At 72.0% G+C, this 17,938-nt stretch carries 7 protein-coding genes; 2 read left to right on the top strand and 5 right to left on the bottom strand.

Annotated features, from left to right (window positions below):
- Positions 1-271: 271 nt before the first annotated feature.
- Genes ACFWIW_RS21435 through ACFWIW_RS21425 form a run of 3 tightly spaced genes read right to left on the bottom strand, consistent with a single transcriptional unit; the run spans position 272 to position 12,538 of the window.
- Positions 272-5,590 (bottom strand): SDR family NAD(P)-dependent oxidoreductase, encoded by a 5,319-nt coding sequence (locus tag ACFWIW_RS21435; RefSeq protein ID WP_378370038.1) that lies wholly within the window; start codon positions 5,588-5,590, stop codon positions 272-274.
- A gap of 10 nt (positions 5,591-5,600) precedes the next feature.
- Positions 5,601-9,113, bottom strand: coding sequence for an amino acid adenylation domain-containing protein (locus tag ACFWIW_RS21430; protein WP_378370037.1), 3,513 nt, complete (start codon positions 9,111-9,113; stop codon positions 5,601-5,603).
- A complete protein-coding gene (locus tag ACFWIW_RS21425) occupies positions 9,110-12,538 on the bottom strand; it encodes an AMP-binding protein (RefSeq protein WP_378370036.1) in 3,429 nt (1,142 codons plus the stop codon). Before ACFWIW_RS21425 ends, ACFWIW_RS21430 begins: the two co-directional genes overlap by 4 nt.
- An 857-nt stretch (positions 12,539-13,395) precedes the next feature.
- Here ACFWIW_RS21425 and ACFWIW_RS21420 point away from each other — a divergent pair.
- On the top strand, positions 13,396-14,373 hold the full coding sequence (locus ACFWIW_RS21420) for a hypothetical protein (RefSeq protein WP_378370035.1): 978 nt from the start codon (positions 13,396-13,398) through the stop codon (positions 14,371-14,373).
- Between the two features lie 55 nt (positions 14,374-14,428).
- Here ACFWIW_RS21420 and ACFWIW_RS21415 read toward each other — a convergent pair whose 3' ends face one another.
- Complete coding sequence (locus tag ACFWIW_RS21415) at positions 14,429-15,217, bottom strand: S1 family peptidase (RefSeq protein WP_378370034.1); 789 nt, start codon at positions 15,215-15,217, stop codon at positions 14,429-14,431.
- Between the two features lie 240 nt (positions 15,218-15,457).
- Between ACFWIW_RS21415 and ACFWIW_RS21410 the strand changes: the two genes are divergently transcribed.
- Positions 15,458-16,258 carry an SAM-dependent methyltransferase gene (locus ACFWIW_RS21410; protein WP_378370033.1) on the top strand — a complete coding sequence of 267 codons (801 nt, stop codon included), beginning with the start codon at positions 15,458-15,460 and terminating at the stop codon, positions 16,256-16,258.
- 26 nt (positions 16,259-16,284) lie between these two features.
- Here the strand turns inward: ACFWIW_RS21410 and ACFWIW_RS21405 are convergent, their stop codons facing one another.
- Entirely contained in the window at positions 16,285-17,484 is a 1,200-nt protein-coding gene (locus ACFWIW_RS21405; RefSeq protein ID WP_378370032.1) for an NAD(P)/FAD-dependent oxidoreductase, read from the bottom strand.
- Between the last annotated feature and the right edge of the window lie 454 nt (positions 17,485-17,938).

Here is a 17,938-nt window from a genome sequence, read left to right as displayed (position 1 = left end):
CGCCGGTCCACGATCGAACCTCTGGCGCGCTCCGAAGTGTCCACAAGGGACGCTTTTGCCGCCAAATTGACCGATTCGCGACCTTTGCACGGTTCCGCCGGGAGGGTCGTGAGTGGCAAAGAGGGTTAGAACGACCATTGCCACTCACGACCCCCGAGCAAAGCACCCAAAACGGTCACGCCGGCAGGGATTTGATTCCCTTGTGGACAGTCGCGGGCGCGCCGGACCACCGGGCCGACCCTCAGTTCGCGTCTCAACGACCATCACCGCTTCAGCGTTCGAGCTTCGGGATGGTGGTCCGGGCGGGTTCTTCGGACGGCGCCTCGGTCTTGCCGGCGCGCAGCTCCTCGATCCGCTCGGCCAGGGTGGCCACTGTGGACGCTTCGAACAGCGTCTTCATCGCCAGCCGCGTGCCGGTGGCCTTGCGCACCTGGGCGATGAGCTGGATCGCGACCAGCGAGTTGCCGCCGAGGGCGAAGAAGTCGTCGTGCACACCGATCTTCTCCACGCCGAGCAGCTCGGTCCACTGGCGGGCGATCTCGGCCTCCAGCTCGGTGCGCGGGGCGACGTAGTCGTCCTCGGACACCGCCACCGGCGCGTCGCCGGGTTCCTCCAGCTCCTCGGCACTGACCTGACGCTCGATCAGTTCCCGCACCGGCAGGGTGCTGATCACCACCTGCCCGCCGAGACCGGGCGACAACGCCCGGACGAACGCCTCGGCGCCGTCCACCGGCCGGATCCCGGTCGATGAATTGTCCACAGTAGACGCAGGAGACACGGCAGTCAGGCCACCGCCGACGGCGTCCTGATCGACCTGTCGCAGCACGAAATCCTCGATCGTGACGAGCACGCGGCCGGTCTCGTCGCACAGCGACAGATCGGCCGCCACCACCTGGTCGCCGCCGGTGTCGCGGTAGCGCAGGTGGCTGCGGAAACTCGCCGGGAGCGCGTCGTGCACGACGATCCGGCCGTAGCTCATCGGCAGGTAGGTGCCGCTCCCCCGGCCGCGGCCGAACGCGGTCGCGACGTCGAGCAGTGCCGGGTGCAGGCCCCACGCGCCGAGGTCACCCGCCGCCGCGCCGGGAGCCGTGATCGTGGCCAGTTCCTCCTCCGCGCCGATGCGGTGTTCGCGCAGCGCCGCCCAGCGCGGGCCGAAGGTGACCATGCTGGTGCGGCCGGTGCCGAAGCCGTTCCCGTCGTCGATCGGCTCGGTCCGCCCCGTCACCGCGTCGATGTCCACAGTGGACACCGTCCCGGCCGCGGTCCATCCCGCGGCCCCGCGCACGTGGGTCCGGCTCGCGCCGGCGACGTGGCTGGTCACGGTGAATTCGTCGCCGTCGAATTCCACGCGGTACTCCGCGGTCGAGCCGTCCGGGACACCGAACGGTTCCAGGAACACGACGTCCCGCAGCTCGACGACGTGCCCGTCACCGGGCTTCGGCAGCGCCGCGGCGACCGCCGCGCGGACGGTCTCCAGATGTCCCGTGCCCGGCACCACCGGCACCCCGGCGATCCGGTGCTCGTCGAGCAGCCAGTGCGTGGCCGCCGAGACGAGGCCGTGCGCGCCGTCCTCGGAGCGCGTGGTGAGCACGGGGTGCTCGACCGGGCCGAGCGACCGCGCCCGGGCGGTACGGATCGTGGTCGGCGCGGCCACCTCCGCGGCCATGCCGACCTCGTCCCAGCCACCCCAGGCGTGCGAGACGAGCCGGGCGCGCCAGCCGTGGCCGCCCCGCGCGTAGGCGTCGAGGAAGTTGTTGGCGGCGCAGTAGTCGACCTGCCCGATGCCGCCCACCGCCGCGGTGATCGACGAGCACAGCGCGACGAAGTCCATCGGCAGGTCGGCGAACGCCTCGGCCAGTGCCAGCGTCCCGGCGATCTTCGGGGCCAGCACGGCCTCGGCCGCGGCCCGCTCCTTCACCTCGGCGACACCACCACCGGGCAGCCCGGCGGCGTGCACGATCCCGTCGAGGCCGCCGAACTCGCGCTCGGCCAGCTCACGCACCTCGCGCAGGCGCGCCGCGTCGGTGACGTCGGCGGCGGCGATGTGCACCACCGCGCCCGCCGTCTCCATCCGCCGCACGGCGAGCATCGCGCGTCCGGCGCGATCGGTGCCGCCGTGCGCGGCGAGGTGCGCGTCCCATTCCGTCCGCGGCGGCAGCCCGGCGCGGGTGAGCAGGATGAGCTTCGCCCGCACCCGGCGGGCGAGATCCTCGGCGAGCGTGATGCCGATCCCGCCGGTCCCGCCCGTGATCAGGTACCGGCCGCCTTCGCGCAGCACCGGCTCGGCGGTCGCGGGCAGGTCGAGCTGGGTGTAGTCGAGCACCCAGCGACGACCGGCCCGCAGCGCGACCTCGGCCGCCGCGTCGGCCGGGCGGAACAGCTCGGCGACCGCGTCCCGCGGGCTGTCCACATCGATCCGGCGCACCACCGTGCCCGCGATCTCCAGCGGCACCACCCGGGCGATCCCGGCGAGGGTCGCGTGCTCGGGCCGGGTCAGATCGGTGCCGGTGACGTCGGCGGTGCCGGTGCTCACCACGTCGATCCGCACCGGCTCGCCCCACGCCTGGACGAGGTTGAGCACGCTGAAGAACCCGAGGTCCTGTGCGGCCATGCCGCGCTCGTCCCCGGCCAGCGTCCAGGCGTGCACGACCCGCTCGGGCCGGGCGGGCAGCGCGGCCACGAGCGCGTCGTAGTCCTCGCGCGCTCCGGGCCGCACGGTGAATCCGGTCTCCGTCGCGGCGAATCCGTCGCCGGGGCGCACTTCGGTGACCGTCACACCGGCGTCGCGCAGGAGGCCGGGCAGGACGTCATCGGCGGCGAAGACGAGCGCGTTCGCGAAGGGTTCGTGTCTCAGGTCCGGTTCCGCCTGCCTCCACGCGGGGACCGCGAACCACTCGGACAGCGGCAGCGGACCGCTCGACCGCACGGGCTGGGCCGCCGTGACCGGATCCGGGTCGACCCAGTACCGCTTGCGCGCGTACGGGTAGCCGGGCAGCGGGACCCGGTGGCCGGGCGCACCGAATGTCCTTGGTTCCAGGGAAACCCCGTTCGTCCACAAGAGACCGGCGGCGCCGTAAAGGGTTTCGACGTCACCGATGCGCTCGGTGCGGCCCGGCAGGCTCGGCTGCGGCGCGGGCATCCCCTTCGGCACCTGGCCGCGGGACAGCCCGGACAGCTGATGACCCGGCCCGCATTCGACGAGCGCCCAGCGGCCGCCGCGCGCGAACAGGTTCTTGACGCAGTCACCGAACCGGACGGCCTGACGCAGGTGCGAGGCCCAGTAGGCGGGGTCGGTGGCCTGCGCGTCGGTGATCCAGTCGCCGGTGACGTTCGACAGGAACGGCAGCGCGGGCGCGGTGCGGGCGACGGCGGCGACGGCCGCGGTGAACTCGGCGAGGATCGGGTCCATCATCGGCGAGTGGAACGCGTGCGAGGTCACCAGCTCGCGGCATTGCACGCCGCTGGCCTTGAGTGTCGCCGCGAACTCCGCGACCGCGTCCGACGGCCCGGCCACGACGCAGGTGCCGGGCCCGTTCACCCCGGCGATCGCGAGCGTGTCCGGCAGCCGCGAGGTGACACTCTCCTCGTCGAGCTGGACGGCCAGCATCGCCCCGGCGGGCATCGACTGCATCAGGCGGCCGCGGGCGGCGACCAGGTCCAGCGCGTCCGGCAGGGTGAAGACCCCGGCGACGGTGGCGGCGACGTACTCGCCGATCGAGTGACCGATCATCGCCGCGGGCCGCACACCCCAGCTCTGCCACAGCCTCGCCAGCGCGTACTCGACGACGAACAGCGCGGGCTGGGTCACGCGGGTTTCCCGCAGCGCCTGCTCACCGCCGCGCCCGAAGATCAGCTCGCGCAGCTCCGGCAGCTCGGATTCGAGCAGCCGCAGGCATTCGTCGACGGCCGCGGCGAACACCGGCTCGGCGTCGTACAGCTCGGCGCCCATCCCGGCGTATTGGGAACCCTGGCCGGGGAAGAGGAACGCCACGTTCGTCTCCCCGGCCTGTGCGGACACGAGACGCCGGGGATCGCGCAGCCCGTCGACCGCGTCCTCCGGGTCACGGGCGACGACGACCGCGCGATGCGGGTACTCGGTGCGACCGGCCGCGAGGGTGTACGCCACGTCGGCGAGATCGAGGTCGACGTCCCCGGCCAGCCGGTCGGCGAGCCGGTCGACCGCGGCCGAGAGCGCCTCCGCGGTGTTGGCCGACACCCGCAGCAGATGCGCCGGACGCGGTGTCCGGGACCGCTGCGGGCTCGGCGCCTCTTCCAGCACGACGTGCGCGTTGGTGCCGCCGACGCCGAACGAGCTGACGCCCGCCCGCCGCGGCGTCCGGCCCGCCTCCCATTTCGTCACCTCGCGCGCCGGATAGAACGGGCTCGCCGGGAAGTCGATCCCCGGGTTGGACTCGTGGTAGTTGATGGTCGGCGGGATCAGCCCGTGCTCCATGACGAGCACGGCCTTGATCAACGAGACCACACCCGCGGCCTGCGACAGGTGGCCGATGTTGGACTTCACCGAGCCGATCGCGCACCAGCCGGTGTCCGCGACCCTGTCACCGTACACAGTGGACAGTGCGGTGATCTCGATCGGATCGCCCAGCGCGGTGCCGGTGCCGTGCGCCTCGACGTAGCCGATGGTGCGCGGATCGACGCCTGCCATGCCGACGGCCTGCGCGACCGCTTCCGTCTGCCCGGACACGCTGGGCGCGGAGAAGCCGACCTTGGTGGCGCCGTCGTTGTTGATCGCGTTGCCCAGCACGACACCGCGGATGTGGTCGCCGTCCTCGATCGCCTGCGACAGCCGCTTCACCAGCACGACCCCGACGCCACTGCTCCAGACCGTGCCGTTGGCACCGGCGTCGAACGCCCGCACGTGGCCGTCCGGTGAGGTGAAGCCGTCGACACCCATGTAGCCGACCCCGTGCGGCATCTCGATGTTGACGCCGCCCGCCAGGGCCATGTCGCATTCGCCGTTGCGCAGCGCCTCGCAGGCGAGGTGCACCGCGACCAGGGAGGTCGAGCAGGCGGTGAACACCGCGAGGCTCGGGCCGCGCAGGTTGAGCTTGTACGACACCGAGGTCGTCAGGTAGCTCGGCTGGTTGCCGGTCGAGATGCCGATCCCGCCGTGCTGCGAGGCGAGGAGCCGCTCGTTGCGCATCAGGTTCTCGGTCAGGTAGCCGGTGCCGCCGGACCCGCCGTAGACGCCGATCGCGCCGTCGAAGCGGGCCGGATCGTAGCCCGCGTCGGTCAGCGCGGCGTGGCACGACTGGAGGAACAGCCGATGCTGCGGGTCGGTGATCTCGGCCTCACGGCTGGTCATGCCGAACAGTTCGGCGTCGAACTCGTCGAAGCCGTCGACCACGGCGGTGGCGTTCACCCAGCTCGGATCGTCCACCGTGTCCGGTGCGGCGCCGCGGGCGATCATCTCCTCGCGGGTGGCGGGCACGATCGACTCGACGCCGTCGACGAGGTTGCGCCAGAACTGGTGCGCGTCCCGCGCGCCGGGCACGCGCACGTCGAGTCCGACGATCGCGATCGGTTCGGCTCCGGGATCGCCGGTGCCGGTTTCGGGGAAGTGGGTCACGGTGGTGCTCCTATCCGGGGCCGGCCGGGCCGGCGGTGCGACGGGGTCTTCTGGTCTGGATGCGGCCGCGGCGGGCGGCGACGCGTTCGGCGGCACGCGCCAGCTCCGGGACGGCGGCGCCGCCGGAGTGCAGGTGCGCGGCGAGGGCGCGGACGGTGGGGTGGGTGAACAGGTCGACCATCGGGATCCGGCGGTCGAGCCGGGCGGTGATCTGGGCGTGCACCCTGGCGAGGGCGAGCGAATGCCCGCCCACGTCGAAGAAGTTGTCGGTGTGTCCCACTTCGGCGACGCCGAGGACGTCGCACCAGGCACGCGCGATCACGGCCTCGGTCGCGGCGAGTGCCGCCGGGTCCGCGGCCACCGACGGCGGCCGTGCCGGGGTACGGGCCGCCGCGGCCGGAGCCGGGTCCGCGGCCACCGACGGCGGCCGTGCCGGGGTACGGGCCGCCGCGGCCGGAGCGGCGGTGCGGACGCTCACCCGCGGCAGCTCCGGCGCGCTCGTCCCGACCGGCGCGTCCGGCGCCGCGGCCAGCGCGCCGAGCAGCGCGACGTAGTCCTCGGCGAGCCCGGCCATCCGGGCGTGGTCGAACAGGTCGGGGTTGTACAGCAGTTCGACGCCGTCGTCGTGGACGTACACCGTGAGGTCGAACGGCGACCCCGGTTTGTCGACCGGCACCCACGCCGAAGCCATGCCGGGCAGGTCGAGCTGGGGCTCGGCGAAGTTCAGGACGTTGAACATCACCTGCACGAGCGGGGCGCGCGCGGGATCGCGGGGCACGCCGAGCGCCTCGACGAGCCGCTCGACCGGTGCGGCCGGATGCGCGGTCGCGGCGAGGAGTTCCGCGCCGCCGTCACGGACGTGCGTGGCGAAGTCCGCGGCGTCGTCCGCCCGCAGCCGCACCGGCACGATGTCCACGAAGAACCCCGCGACGTCTTGGCTTTCGGCGAGCTGCCGGTCCGCGACGACCGTGGCGACCAGGTGGTCGGCCGCGCCGGTGAGCCGCCGCAGCAGCTGGCCGAACGCGGCGAGCAGCACCCCGGCGCGCGTCGTGCCGGTGCGGGCGGCCAAGGCCCGCACCGATTCGGCGGCACCGTCTGGAAAGGACTGACGCAGGCTCGCGCCCCGGTAGGTCTGCACGGCCGGGCGCGGCCGGTCGCGCGGAAGGTCCACTGTGGTCGGTGCACCGGCGAGATGTCCGGTCCACCACGCGACATCCACGGCTTCCCGGCGTTCGTCGCGGGCGGCCCGCCACACCGCGTAGTCCGCATAGGACGCCACCGGCGGCGGCAGCGGCTCGCCCCGGTAGGCCGCCGACAGGTCGGCGCACAGCAGGTCCTGCGACCAGCCGTCGAACACCGCGTGATGCAGCGTGAAACCGAGCACGTGCTCCGTCTCGCCGAGCCGGTAGAGCCGCACGCGCCAGGGAGCCTCACGGTCGAGGTGCACCGGCGTCGCGGCGTCGGCGGCCAGCCGGGCCCTCAGACCGTCCTCGGTCACCGGCGCCACCGGCAGCGGAACGTCCGACGGCGGCAGTCGATCCGCCACCGGCGCGCCGTCGACGGCGCGGATCCGCCAGCGGAGCACGTCATGCCGCTCGGCGACCGCACGCAACGCGTGGCGCAGCGCATCGACGTCCAGCGAGCCGGTCAGCCGGAACGCCATCGCGATGTTGTACGGCGCGGCGTCCGGGGCGAGCTGGTCGAGGAACCACAGCCGCCGCTGCTGCGGGGACAACGCGGGCGCGTGCCCGGTGGTCAGCCCCGGCCCGGTCAGCGGTGACGCGGCCGCGACCCGCCGGGTGAGCCCGTCGAGCGTGCCGCCGGCCAAGACGTCCTCCGTCGCGACGTCCGCGGCCAGCTCCGTCCGCAGCGCCGCGACCAGGCGCATCGCGGCGATCGAATTCCCTCCCGAAGCGAGGAAATCCGTCCCCGCGCCGTCGCCGAGCACGCGCCGCCAGATGGCCGCGACCGCGCGTTCGGCCGGGGTACCGAGCGGGCCGAGGTCTTGTCCTCCGGCCAGTGCCGCTTCGGCCAGCTCGCGCAGCGCGGGCCGGTCGATCTTGCCGGTGACCGGGTTGACCGGCAGGCGATCGAGCACCCGGATCGCGGCCGGGCGCATCGCCGCGGTGAGCCGGTCCCGGCCGAGTTCGTCCACATCGGACGGTGCGGACGCCGGTGCGAGAAAGGCCACCAGCCGCGTGCCCGCCGGACCCGAGACGGCCGCCACGGCGGCGGCGTCGACGTCCGGATGGGTCGTGAGCGCGGCCTCCACCTCGCCCAGCTCGATGCGCTGGCCGCGGACCTTCACCTGCCGGTCGGCACGGCCGAGGAACTCCAGACGGCCGTCGGGCAGCTCGCGGGCCAGGTCTCCGGTGCGGTAGAGCCGCTCCCCCGGCCTCATCGGGTCTTCGACGAACTTCGCGGCGGTCAGCTCCGGGCTGCCGAGGTAGCCACGCGCGACACCCGGGCCGCCGATGAGCAGCTCGCCGATCTCGCCGGGCGCGACCGGCCGCAGTTCGGCGTCCACGACATACGCCCGGTGATTCGGCGTCGGGCGGCCGAGCGGCAGCGGGTCGGCGGGGATGCCGGTGACCTCGTCGGTGACGACCACGACGGTGGTCTCGGTCGGGCCGTAGGCGTTGAAGAACCGCCGTCCCGGCAGCCAGCGCGCGGCGAGCTCCGCGGGTACCGGCTCGCCACCGCAGGCGATGACGCGCCAGCCGGGAACGGCCGCGGGGTCCACCATGGACAGCAGCGTCGGCGTGACGAAGCCCCACTCGACGTCGTGCTCGACGAGGAACCGCCGCAGCCGTTCGGGATCGGCCCGGTCGGCGGCGCTGGTGAGCTGGACCGATCCGCCGTGCGCCAGCGGGACGAAAACGTCCATGGTGAAGGCGTCGAAGGCGAGTGAGGAGATGCCGAGTGCCCGGGCACCGGGCCGGATCCCGAGGGCGGCGGCGAACCCGGTGACGAACGCGACCACGTTGCGGTGGCTGGTCAGCACGCCCTTGGGCCGTCCGGTGGAGCCGGAGGTGTAGAGAAGGTGGACGAGGTCGTCCGGCCCGGCTGGGCATTCGGCGGGTTCGTCCGAGGGCGGCGGCACATCGAGCGTCTCGATACCCGCCGTGGCACCGAATTCGGCCCGCGCGCGATCACCAATGACGAGGGAGATCTCGGCGTCCGCGGCGATTTCGGCCAGCCGCGCCTTCGGGCCGCCGGGTTCGAGCGGCACATAGGCGGCGCCGGACAGCAGCACCCCGACGACGGTCGAGATCAGCTCCGGCCGCCGGTCGGCGCAGACACCGACGCGGGTACCGGGCCCGGCGCCCCTGGCCCGCAGCAGCCGGGCGACGCCGGTCGCCGACGCGACGAGTTCGCGGTAGGTGAGCCGGGTTTCGCCCTGCCGGACGGCGACGGCATCGGGGGTGCGCGCGGCCTGGGCGAGGATCAGCCCGGTGAGTGTGGTGTCCGGATAGGACAGTGGCGGGCCGTGGCCACCCGTGACGGGCAAGGTGTCGGTCACCGAGGGATCTCCTGGTCGGTCGTGTGGTGAGGCAGCGGGTCGATCCAGTGCCGCTCCCGCTGGAACGGATAGCCCGGCAACGGGACGCGGCCGGGTTCGCCGCCCGCGTCCCACTCCATCTCGCCGCCCCCGGCCCAGTGGACGGCCAGGTCCCGCTCCGCCCCGGCCGTGCCTTCGACGTCGGTTCCGTTCGCCAGCACCGCGTCGAGCGCGGCGACCGCCGACTCCGCCGAATCCGCCACCACGGCGGCCCGGCACGCGAACGCCCGCCGGACGGAAAGCGTGTACGCCACGTCCCCGAGGTCCGGCGCGTCCGTGGCGAGCCGGTCGCGAAGCCGGGAAACCGCCTCACGCAACGCCTTCGCGTCACGCGCGGACACCGGGAGGACGAACGGGCCGCCCGCCTCCGGCCGTGACGGGACGGCGGGGGCCTCCTCCACGATCACGTGCACGTTCGTGCCGCCCATGCCGAACGAGCTGACCCCGGCCACCCGCCGCTCGCGGACGGGCCAGTCGGTCGCCTTCGCCGGGATGTACCAGGGGCCGCCCGCCAGGTCGGCCTCCGGATGCGGGGCCGTGAAATGCAGGTTCGGCGGGATGACGCCGTGCCGCACGGACAGCACGGTCTTGATCAGCCCGGCGATACCGGACGCCGCGTCGAGGTGCCCGATGTTCGTCTTCACCGAACCCAGCGCGCACGTTTCCGGCGGCACGTCGCGGTAGACGCGGTTGAGCGCGGCCACCTCGATCGCGTCGCCGAGCGGGGTGCCGCTGCCGTGGGCTTCGAGCAGCGCGACCTCGTCCGGGGCCACGTCCGCGACGGCCAGCGCCTCGGCCACCGCGGCCGCCTGCCCGGCCGGTCCCGGCACGGCGTAGCCCGCGCGGTCCGGGCCGTCGTTCGTGATCGCCCAGCCCGGCAGCACGGCGTAGACGTGGTCGCGGTCGGCGACCGCGTCCGCCAGCCGCCGAAGCACGACGGCCCCGGCGCCCGAGCCGAACCCGGCGCCCGCCGCGGCGACGTCGAACGCGCGGCACCGGCCGTCCGGCGAGACGAGCCCACCGCTGCGATAGCGCGGCCACGTCACGCTCGCCCCGCCGGCCAGCGCGACGTCGCACCGGTAGTCCAGGAGACTTTGCGCGGCCAGCGCCACCGCCGCGAGCGAACTGGAGCACGCGCTCTGCACGGCCACCGCCGGCCCGGTCAGCCCGAGCCGGTAGGCGACCTGGCTGGGAAGATGGTCGGTGAGCTGGCGGCCGGGCAGCCGCCCCTCCCAGTCGTCCGGGTCGACGTCACCGGTCACCGCCGGGTTGCCGAACAGGTGGAACAGGAAGTAGCGGTTCACCGAGGTGGACGTGAACACCCCGACCGGCCCGGTCTCGGCGGCGGGGTCCCGCCCGGCGTCCTCCAGTGCCTGCCACGCGGTTTCGAGGAACAGCCGGTGCTGCGGGTCGGTCCGCGCGGCCTCGCCGTCGGTGAACCCGAAGAACCCGGCGTCGAACTCCTCGACGCCCTCGATCCGGCCGCCCGCCCGCACGTACGCCGGGTCGGCCCGCAGGCCAGGCCCGATGCCCAGCGCCGCCAGCTCGTCGTCGGTGTAGTCGTGGATCGAGTCGACGCCCGCGCAGAGGTTCCACCAGAACGAGGCGGCGTCCGGCGCGCCGGGGAACCGGCAGGCCAGCCCGACGACGGCGATGAGGTCCCCGGCCTGCTCCTCCGCCGTGACCGGCTGTCGAATGTCCGAAGTGGACTCCGTGAGCCAGGCGGCCTGCCCGGCGATCGTCGTACGCTCGAACAGGGCGAGCAGCGGGACGTCCACCCCGAACTCGTCGGCCAGCCCGGCCTGCACCCGGCCGAGCCGCAGCGAGTCGCCGCCGGCGTCGAAGAACGCCTCGGTGCGCCCCACCCGGTCACGGCCAAGCACCGCGCACCAGATCCGGTGCACGCGTTCCTCGTCCGGGGTCAGCCGCTCGGGCGGGACGGTCGTGATCGTCCGCGGGTCCGGCAGCGCGAGTTCGTCGAGTTTCCCGGTGACGGTCAGCGGAAATCCGTCCAGCACCGCGACGGCCGCGGGGACCGAGTAGCCGGGCAGGACGTCCGCCAGCGCGGCCCGCAGCATCCGGCCGTCCGGACGCGGGCCGTCCGGGGTCACGTAGGCGAGCAGGTCGCCGTCGCGCACGATCGCGCGGGCTTCGGCCACGCCGGGCTGTTCGGCGAGCCTGGCTTCGATCTCGGTCAGCTCCACCCGGAAGCCGCGGACCTTGACCTGCCGGTCGAGCCTGCCGAGGCAGACGAGGTTCCCGTCCGGCAGCAGCGTGGCGAGATCGCCGGTCCGGTAGCGACGGACGCCGTCGGCCGTCACCCCGAACGCCGGGCTCGGCTGGTCGAGGTAGCCGTCGACGAGGTGCCGCCCCCGCACTTCGAGTTCGCCGGAGTCCAGCACGGTGAGCGTGAATCCGGGCAGCGCCCGCCCGATCGGCAGCGGCCCGTCGGCGTCCGGGTCCAGCTCGGCGGCGGTCGTCCGGTAGTGCGCGGCGAACGTCACCTCGGTGGCGCCGTAGCCGTTGACGAACACGCAGTCCGGCGCGAACCGGCCGCGGCGGACGTCGGCGTGGGTCGCCCGCTCGCCGCCGAGCAGCACGGTCCGCACGGACGGGAGGCCGGTGTCGCCGACGATGTCGAGCAGGTGCCGGTAGACCGTGGGCGTCGAGTGGTAGACGGTCACCTCGTGCCGGGCCAGCTCGCGCGCGGCGTGGGCGAGGCCGTGGGCGCGCAGGTCGACCGGTACGAGCGCGGCACCGGTGAGCAGGGCGGGGTACAGGTCCGGGATCGCCGCGTCGAAGCCGAACGACGCGAGAAGGCTGAGCCGGTCGGCCGCGGTGATTTCGAGCGCGGCGATCTGGTTGTCGACGACGTGCAGGAGGTTGCGGTGGGTCTGCGCGACGGCCTTCGGCCTGCCGGTGGACCCGGAGGTGAACAGCACGTACGCCGGGCTGTCCGGATCGGGCTCGGGCACCAGGAGCGGCGCGGTCTCCGTGCCCGAGCGCACGAGCCGCGCGGATCCGGTGCGGCACAAGGACTCCGCCAGCTCGACGTGGTCCGGATCCGCGAGCACGGCGGTCACCCGCGCGGCCGCGATCTGGTACTCGAGACGCTCCCGGGGGAAGGTCGGGTCCAGCGGCACGTAGGTGCAGCCCGCGGCGAGGGTGCCGAGGATCGCCGCGATCGCGGCGCCGCCGTGCCCGGTGACGAGCCCGACCCGCTCCCCCGGCCGGACCCCGGCGTCGCGCAACCGCAGCGCGCGGCCGCCCGCGAGCCCGGCGAGCGCGGCGTAGGTGAGCACGGAGCCGTGTTCGAAGACCGCTATCCGGTCGGGCGATCGCCGGGCGAGCACATCGAATCGGCTGACGCAGCCGGCTTGTTTCATCGGGCGTCGAGCAGTCGCTCCGAGGCTTTTCGGGCGCGCGGCGACAACGGCGTGGACTTCATCTTGCTCCCCAGTGACCATGCAGGTGAAGAATTACGCAAGGTTAAGACGGCCGGCCGCGACGAGGAATACGATTTCCGCCTATTTGGTCCGAATGGCGCACTGATCTTGGACCACAAGACGCAGCTACCCACGTCTTCCAGTCCAATCGGCAGCCTTGGCTGCTTTCGCGGCGAACCCTCCGGCCACCAACGACACTCGGTTGATCACATTCAGTAATGTGTCGGATATTAACCGACACTGTGCCGGGAAGCATATTAACGAAAACAAAGTGGACAATTTTCCACAATCGATTCAGAAATGCGACCCGCTCCCGGAACGAGTAAGAATTCACCCTTGCCCGGGGCGAGGCGCGGTAGTCGCACAGCTCGGAAGACCGGCTCCTTGGAACCGCTCGACGACGCCGTTGGCGATCGGCAGCCGGGCCGCCTCCGGCGGGGCGGACTTCGATCTCCGGCGGGGCGGGCTTCGATGCGCGGCAGGGCGGCGACGCCTGAGGCATGGCCGTCCTGCGCCGGGGTCGTGAGTGGCAATGATCGTTCTAACCCTCTTTTTCACTCACGACCCGGGCGAGAAGCGGACATCATGACATAAACCGGTCACCCATCGTGGCGAACTGTCCCTTGTGGACACTTCGCGGACTCACGACGGCAGCCGGGTCCGGAAACCGATCCACCGCGCGGCAGCGACCCGCCGCCGTATCGGCTCGGCGGGAAAGGACGTGAGCCACCGGAACCGCACGCGCCTCCCGCGAGTCCAAGTTGAGAACCGGACGCCCGACGACTACAAGGGAACGAATGAAGACGCTACTCAAGAAGGCGACGATCACCGCCGCGGCGAGCACGCTGCTGCTCGGCCTCACCGTGGTGGGCACCGCCTCCGCTGAGGCCGCGGCCATCACCTGTGACACGAAGTCCAGCGGCAAGGACGGGCCCTTCTACCACGGGGAATCCGCCTCCTACGCCTACGACAACCGGTTCAGCAAGAGCCACCCCGTCCCCGCGCTGGCGACCAACATCCCCCAGGGCACGGCGACCTGGTCGAACTGGGACGGCTCGAACGACCTGATCCTGGTCAGCTCGTACGAGTCGGGCCACCGCAGCGCGATCATCATCGGCATCGACGCCAAGACCGGCAAGCAGGTCGGCCAGGCGCTGCTCGCGTACTCGCACGTCGGCGGGATCGCCGTGTTCGAGAAGCAGGGCTGGGCTTTCGTGTCGGGCAAGGGCGACACGATCCGCAAGTACTCGCTGGCGAAGCTGAAGAACGCGATCAAGAAGTCGCTGCCCATCGAGCAGGAGGGGAAGGCGCAGACCGTCTACGCCTCCTCGTTCCTCACCAGCCACGGCCCGACCGACACGCTGTGGGCGGGCAAGTTCGAGGACGCCAAACGCGGACTGATGCACTCGTACACCGTCGGTTCCGACGGCAAGCTGAGCTACCGGCCGGGGTCGTGGGAGGTGCCGACGAAGACGCAGGGTCTCATCGTCACCAAGGACCTGTTCATCTACAGCACTTCGCACGGCAGGAACAACCGCAGCAACATCTACGTCGTCCGGCGCGGCGCCGGCGACAAGGACCTGGACACGGCCAAGAAGCACTGCTTCCGCGCGCCGAGCATGTCCGAGGGGCTGACGGTCTACGGCAGCAACGTCTACCTGGCGTTCGAGTCCGGCGCGCACTACTACAGCAAGGCCGCGGACAAGCCGAGGAACATCATCTCGAACCTGCACAAGGCGCCACTGTCCTCTTTGGAGGGGCTCGCGCCCCGCTGACGGTCCGGAGCGAACGGGCGAGGACGGTCACGTGACGACCGTCCTCGCCCGGACGTCACGCCCCGCGGCCCGAGTGGCTCGCCTGCTGCTCGGCGATCCAGTCCCGGTACACCGTCACATCGGTCCAGATCCCCAGCCCGCTCGCGCATTTCGGATCCGCGTCACCGTCGCGGCTGGTGGCACCGACCAGTTCCCACTCACCCGGCCTGCCCTTGATCTGCGGCCCGCCCGAGTCGCCGTAGCAGCCCATCGCGTCCGGTGTGTCGGAACCGGTGCAGATCTCCTTGCCCGTGGCCAGATTGCGGCAATCCCCGGCCGGCCTCACCTTGGTGTCCAGCTCCTGGAGGATCTCCGGCGCACCGCAGTTCTGCTCGGCGCAGTGCTCGCCCCAGCCGAGGATCCGGGTCGCCGTGCCCGCGTCGCCCACCGCCTCGGCGATCTTGATCGGCTTCTCGGTCACCGGTTTGTCCAACCGCACCAACGCGATGTCCCCGCCCGGCGGCTTCTCCCCGACGAAATCCGGATGCACGATGATCCGGCTGACGCCGGTCTCGGTCCCCCCGCTGTTGTGCTGCCGCGCCCCGATCCTGGTCCTGATCTCCCCCGGCTTCGCTCCCTTCACGCAGTGCGCCGCGGTCACCACCCAGTCCTCGCTGATCAGCGAGCCGCCGCAGAAATGGTTCCCGCCCTGCTGCAGCGACACCATGAACGAGTAGTCCTCGGTCGCGTCGTGCCCGCCGATGACGTAGGGCGTCGGCCCGCCGTCCGCCGCGGCGACCCCCGGTATCAGCACCGCTCCCGCCGCGGCCAGCCCGACCGCCAGTATCCCTGTTTTGCGAAGCATTATCGTGATCTCCCCGTAGACGACGAATTACTGACAGTCGTCACACTATGGGGCGAAGATCATGACTGGATCAGCTCATCGGCCGGGTCCCCATCGGCCGAATGGCCGACCCAGCGTGACCGCGTCACACGATGGGTGCACTCGTCGCAGCCGGTCGCGGCAGGCTTGCCACGGGCATCAGACTCGGTACCGTCTTGGGGACAAAGGGTTTCCGCCGACCGACGCGTAATGAGGTGCAGGGTGTCCGTGCAGGGTGAACGGGTTCCAGAGGGTGTCGACGTCCGATTGCCCAGTGCGGCTCGGGTCTACGACTGGCTGCTCGGCGGCAGCCACAACTTCGACGCCGATCGCGCCGTCGGGGAAAAGGTCGTGGCCGTCCTGCCGTCGGGACGCCGGGTCGCCGCGTCCAACCGGTCGTTCCTTCGCCGGGCCGTGCGGTACATGGTCGAACAGGGCATCACCCAGTTCCTCGATCTGGGCTCGGGGATTCCGACCGTCGGCAACGTGCACGAAATCGCGCAGGACATGGACCCCGGCTGCAAAGTCGTCTACGTCGACTACGACAAGGTCGCCGTCGCCCACAGCCGCCTCATCCTCGACGGGAATCCGAACGCCACCGTCGTCGAGGCGGACCTCTGCCGGCCAGAGGAGGTGCTGAATTCCCCGGCGACGCAAGGGATGCTGGACTTCGATCGGCCGATCGGGCTGCTCATGGTCGCGGTGTTCCATTTCATCCCGGACAGTCTGCGCCCCGCCGAGATCGTCGCCCGGTACCGCGAAACGCTGCCGTCCGGCAGCCTGGTCGCGCTGTCGCATTTGACCGCCGACCACGCGCCCGAGGCGATGGCGGCGGTCACCGAGGCGATGAAGAACAGCCGGGACCCCATGTATTTCCGCCCCTACGCCGAGGTCGCCGCCCTCTTCGACGGACTGGACCTGGTCGAACCGGGGGTCGTGAGCGCGCCGCTGTGGCATGCGGAACCGGGCCTCCGCGACATCGAGCCGGACGATGTCTACGCCGGCGTCGGACGCAAGGTCTGAGAACCCGGCCCGCCGCTCCTCGGGGTTCAGCCGACGGCGACCTCCCCGAGTGGCACCGAGGTGTCGGCGAGGCGGCCGGGGTTCACCGGCCGCCCGCCGCGGATCAAGGCCTTGATCGGGTCGGTGACGTCCCAGACGTTGACGTTCATCCCCGCCAGTACCCGGTTTTCCTTGAGCCAGAAGGCGATGAACTCCCGCGCCCCGACGTCGCCGCGGAAGACGACCCGGTCGTGGCCGGCGTTGTGGCCGAGGTACTCCATCCCGAGGTCGTACTGGTCGGTGAAGAAGTACGGCAGTTCGTCGTAGGTTTCGTCCTTGCCGAGCATCCCGGCGGCCGCGACGGCGGGCTGCTTGAGCGCGTTCGCCCAGTGCTCCACCCGGACCGGATGGCCGAGGAACGGGTGATCGGCGTTGGCGACGTCCCCGGCGGCGAAGATGTCCGGATCCTCGGTGCGCAGGTGGGCGTCGACGCGGACGCCGTTGTCCACCGTCAGCCCGGCGGCTTCGGCCAGCGCGGTGTTCGGGACCGCGCCGATCCCGACGAGAACGGCGTCGGCGTCGACACGGGTGCCGTCGGCGAGACCGACATGCCTCGCGCCCGTTTCGGACACCTTGACCCCGAGCCGCAGGTCGACGCCGTGCGCGGTGTGCAGGTCGGCGAACACCTTGGCCGCGTCGGGCCCCAGCACGGGCAGCAGTGGCAGCTCGAGCGCTTCCAGCACCGTCACGTCGAGACCGGCCTGCCTGGCCGCCGCAGCCACTTCGAGACCGATCCACCCGGCGCCGACCACGGCGAGCCGGGACCCGGACGCCAATACCTGCCGCAGCCGGTCGGTGTCGCCGAGGCGGCGCAGCGTGAGCGCGCCCTCCGCACCCGGCAGGACGCGAGGCTCGGCACCCGTCGCCAGCAGCAGTTTGGTGTAGCCGACCCGGGTGCCGTCGGCGAGCTCGACCTCGTGGGCCGCGCGATGGATCGCGGTGACGCGGGCGCCGAGCCGCAGGTCGACCTCGTGGCCGGAGTACCAGCTCTCGTCGTGCACGAAGGCACTGTCGGGCCCGGCTTTTCCGGTGAGCATGTCCTTCGAGAGCGGCGGCCGTTCGTACGGCCGGTGCCCTTCCTCGCCGAGCAGCACGATCCGCCCGTCGAATCCCTTGTCGCGTAAGGCTTCCGCGGCCTTCGCGCCGGCGAGACCGGCACCGATGACCACAAACGTCGGCGATTCCACTGGTCAGCTCCTCAATGGTCGGGCTACGGGCCGGCCGCCGCCGACGCCCACGGTCGCGCCCGCGACCGGTCCGCGCACCGACCGCTTCGCCTGCTCCGGGTCGTTCGTCGAGATGACCCCTTTTCGCCAATGAAGTTTGGTCTTATTATCGTCGGCGGTCAAGTCCGCAGGCAGGAGCCACCCGATCGAAGCCGGTCCAGCGGGTGACGGCGTTATCGCGGGCGCCCCAACGTCGCCTCTGTAGCCACTCGGCGTGACCGGCGGCATCCGCTTGTCACCGCGACTGAGGCGGCGTGCGGGTTTCCGGTCATCCCACGCCCCGAAATCCACACAGACGCGGGCCGAAGGCTCCCTTCGCCGCGGCGGATTGGGCGGAGGGAGGCGTCGGGCCCCGCCCGGGGACACGGCGGCGGGGGGTCTTTTAAACAAAACCGAGCCCCCCAAACCAAACAAC

Source organism: Amycolatopsis sp. NPDC058340 (genome assembly GCF_042723975.1).
In the GTDB taxonomy this organism is placed as follows: Bacteria; Actinomycetota; Actinomycetes; order Mycobacteriales; family Pseudonocardiaceae; genus Amycolatopsis.
This window is presented reverse-complemented; position numbering and strand designations above follow the sequence as displayed.

Coding starts and splice junctions, on each gene's coding strand:
- ACFWIW_RS21425 (WP_378370036.1), bottom strand. CDS start 12,538: ATGAAACAAGCCGGCTGCGTCAGCCGATTCGATGTGCTCGCCCGGCGA.
- ACFWIW_RS21420 (WP_378370035.1), top strand. CDS start 13,396: ATGAAGACGCTACTCAAGAAGGCGACGATCACCGCCGCGGCGAGCACG.
- ACFWIW_RS21415 (WP_378370034.1), bottom strand. CDS start 15,217: ATGCTTCGCAAAACAGGGATACTGGCGGTCGGGCTGGCCGCGGCGGGA.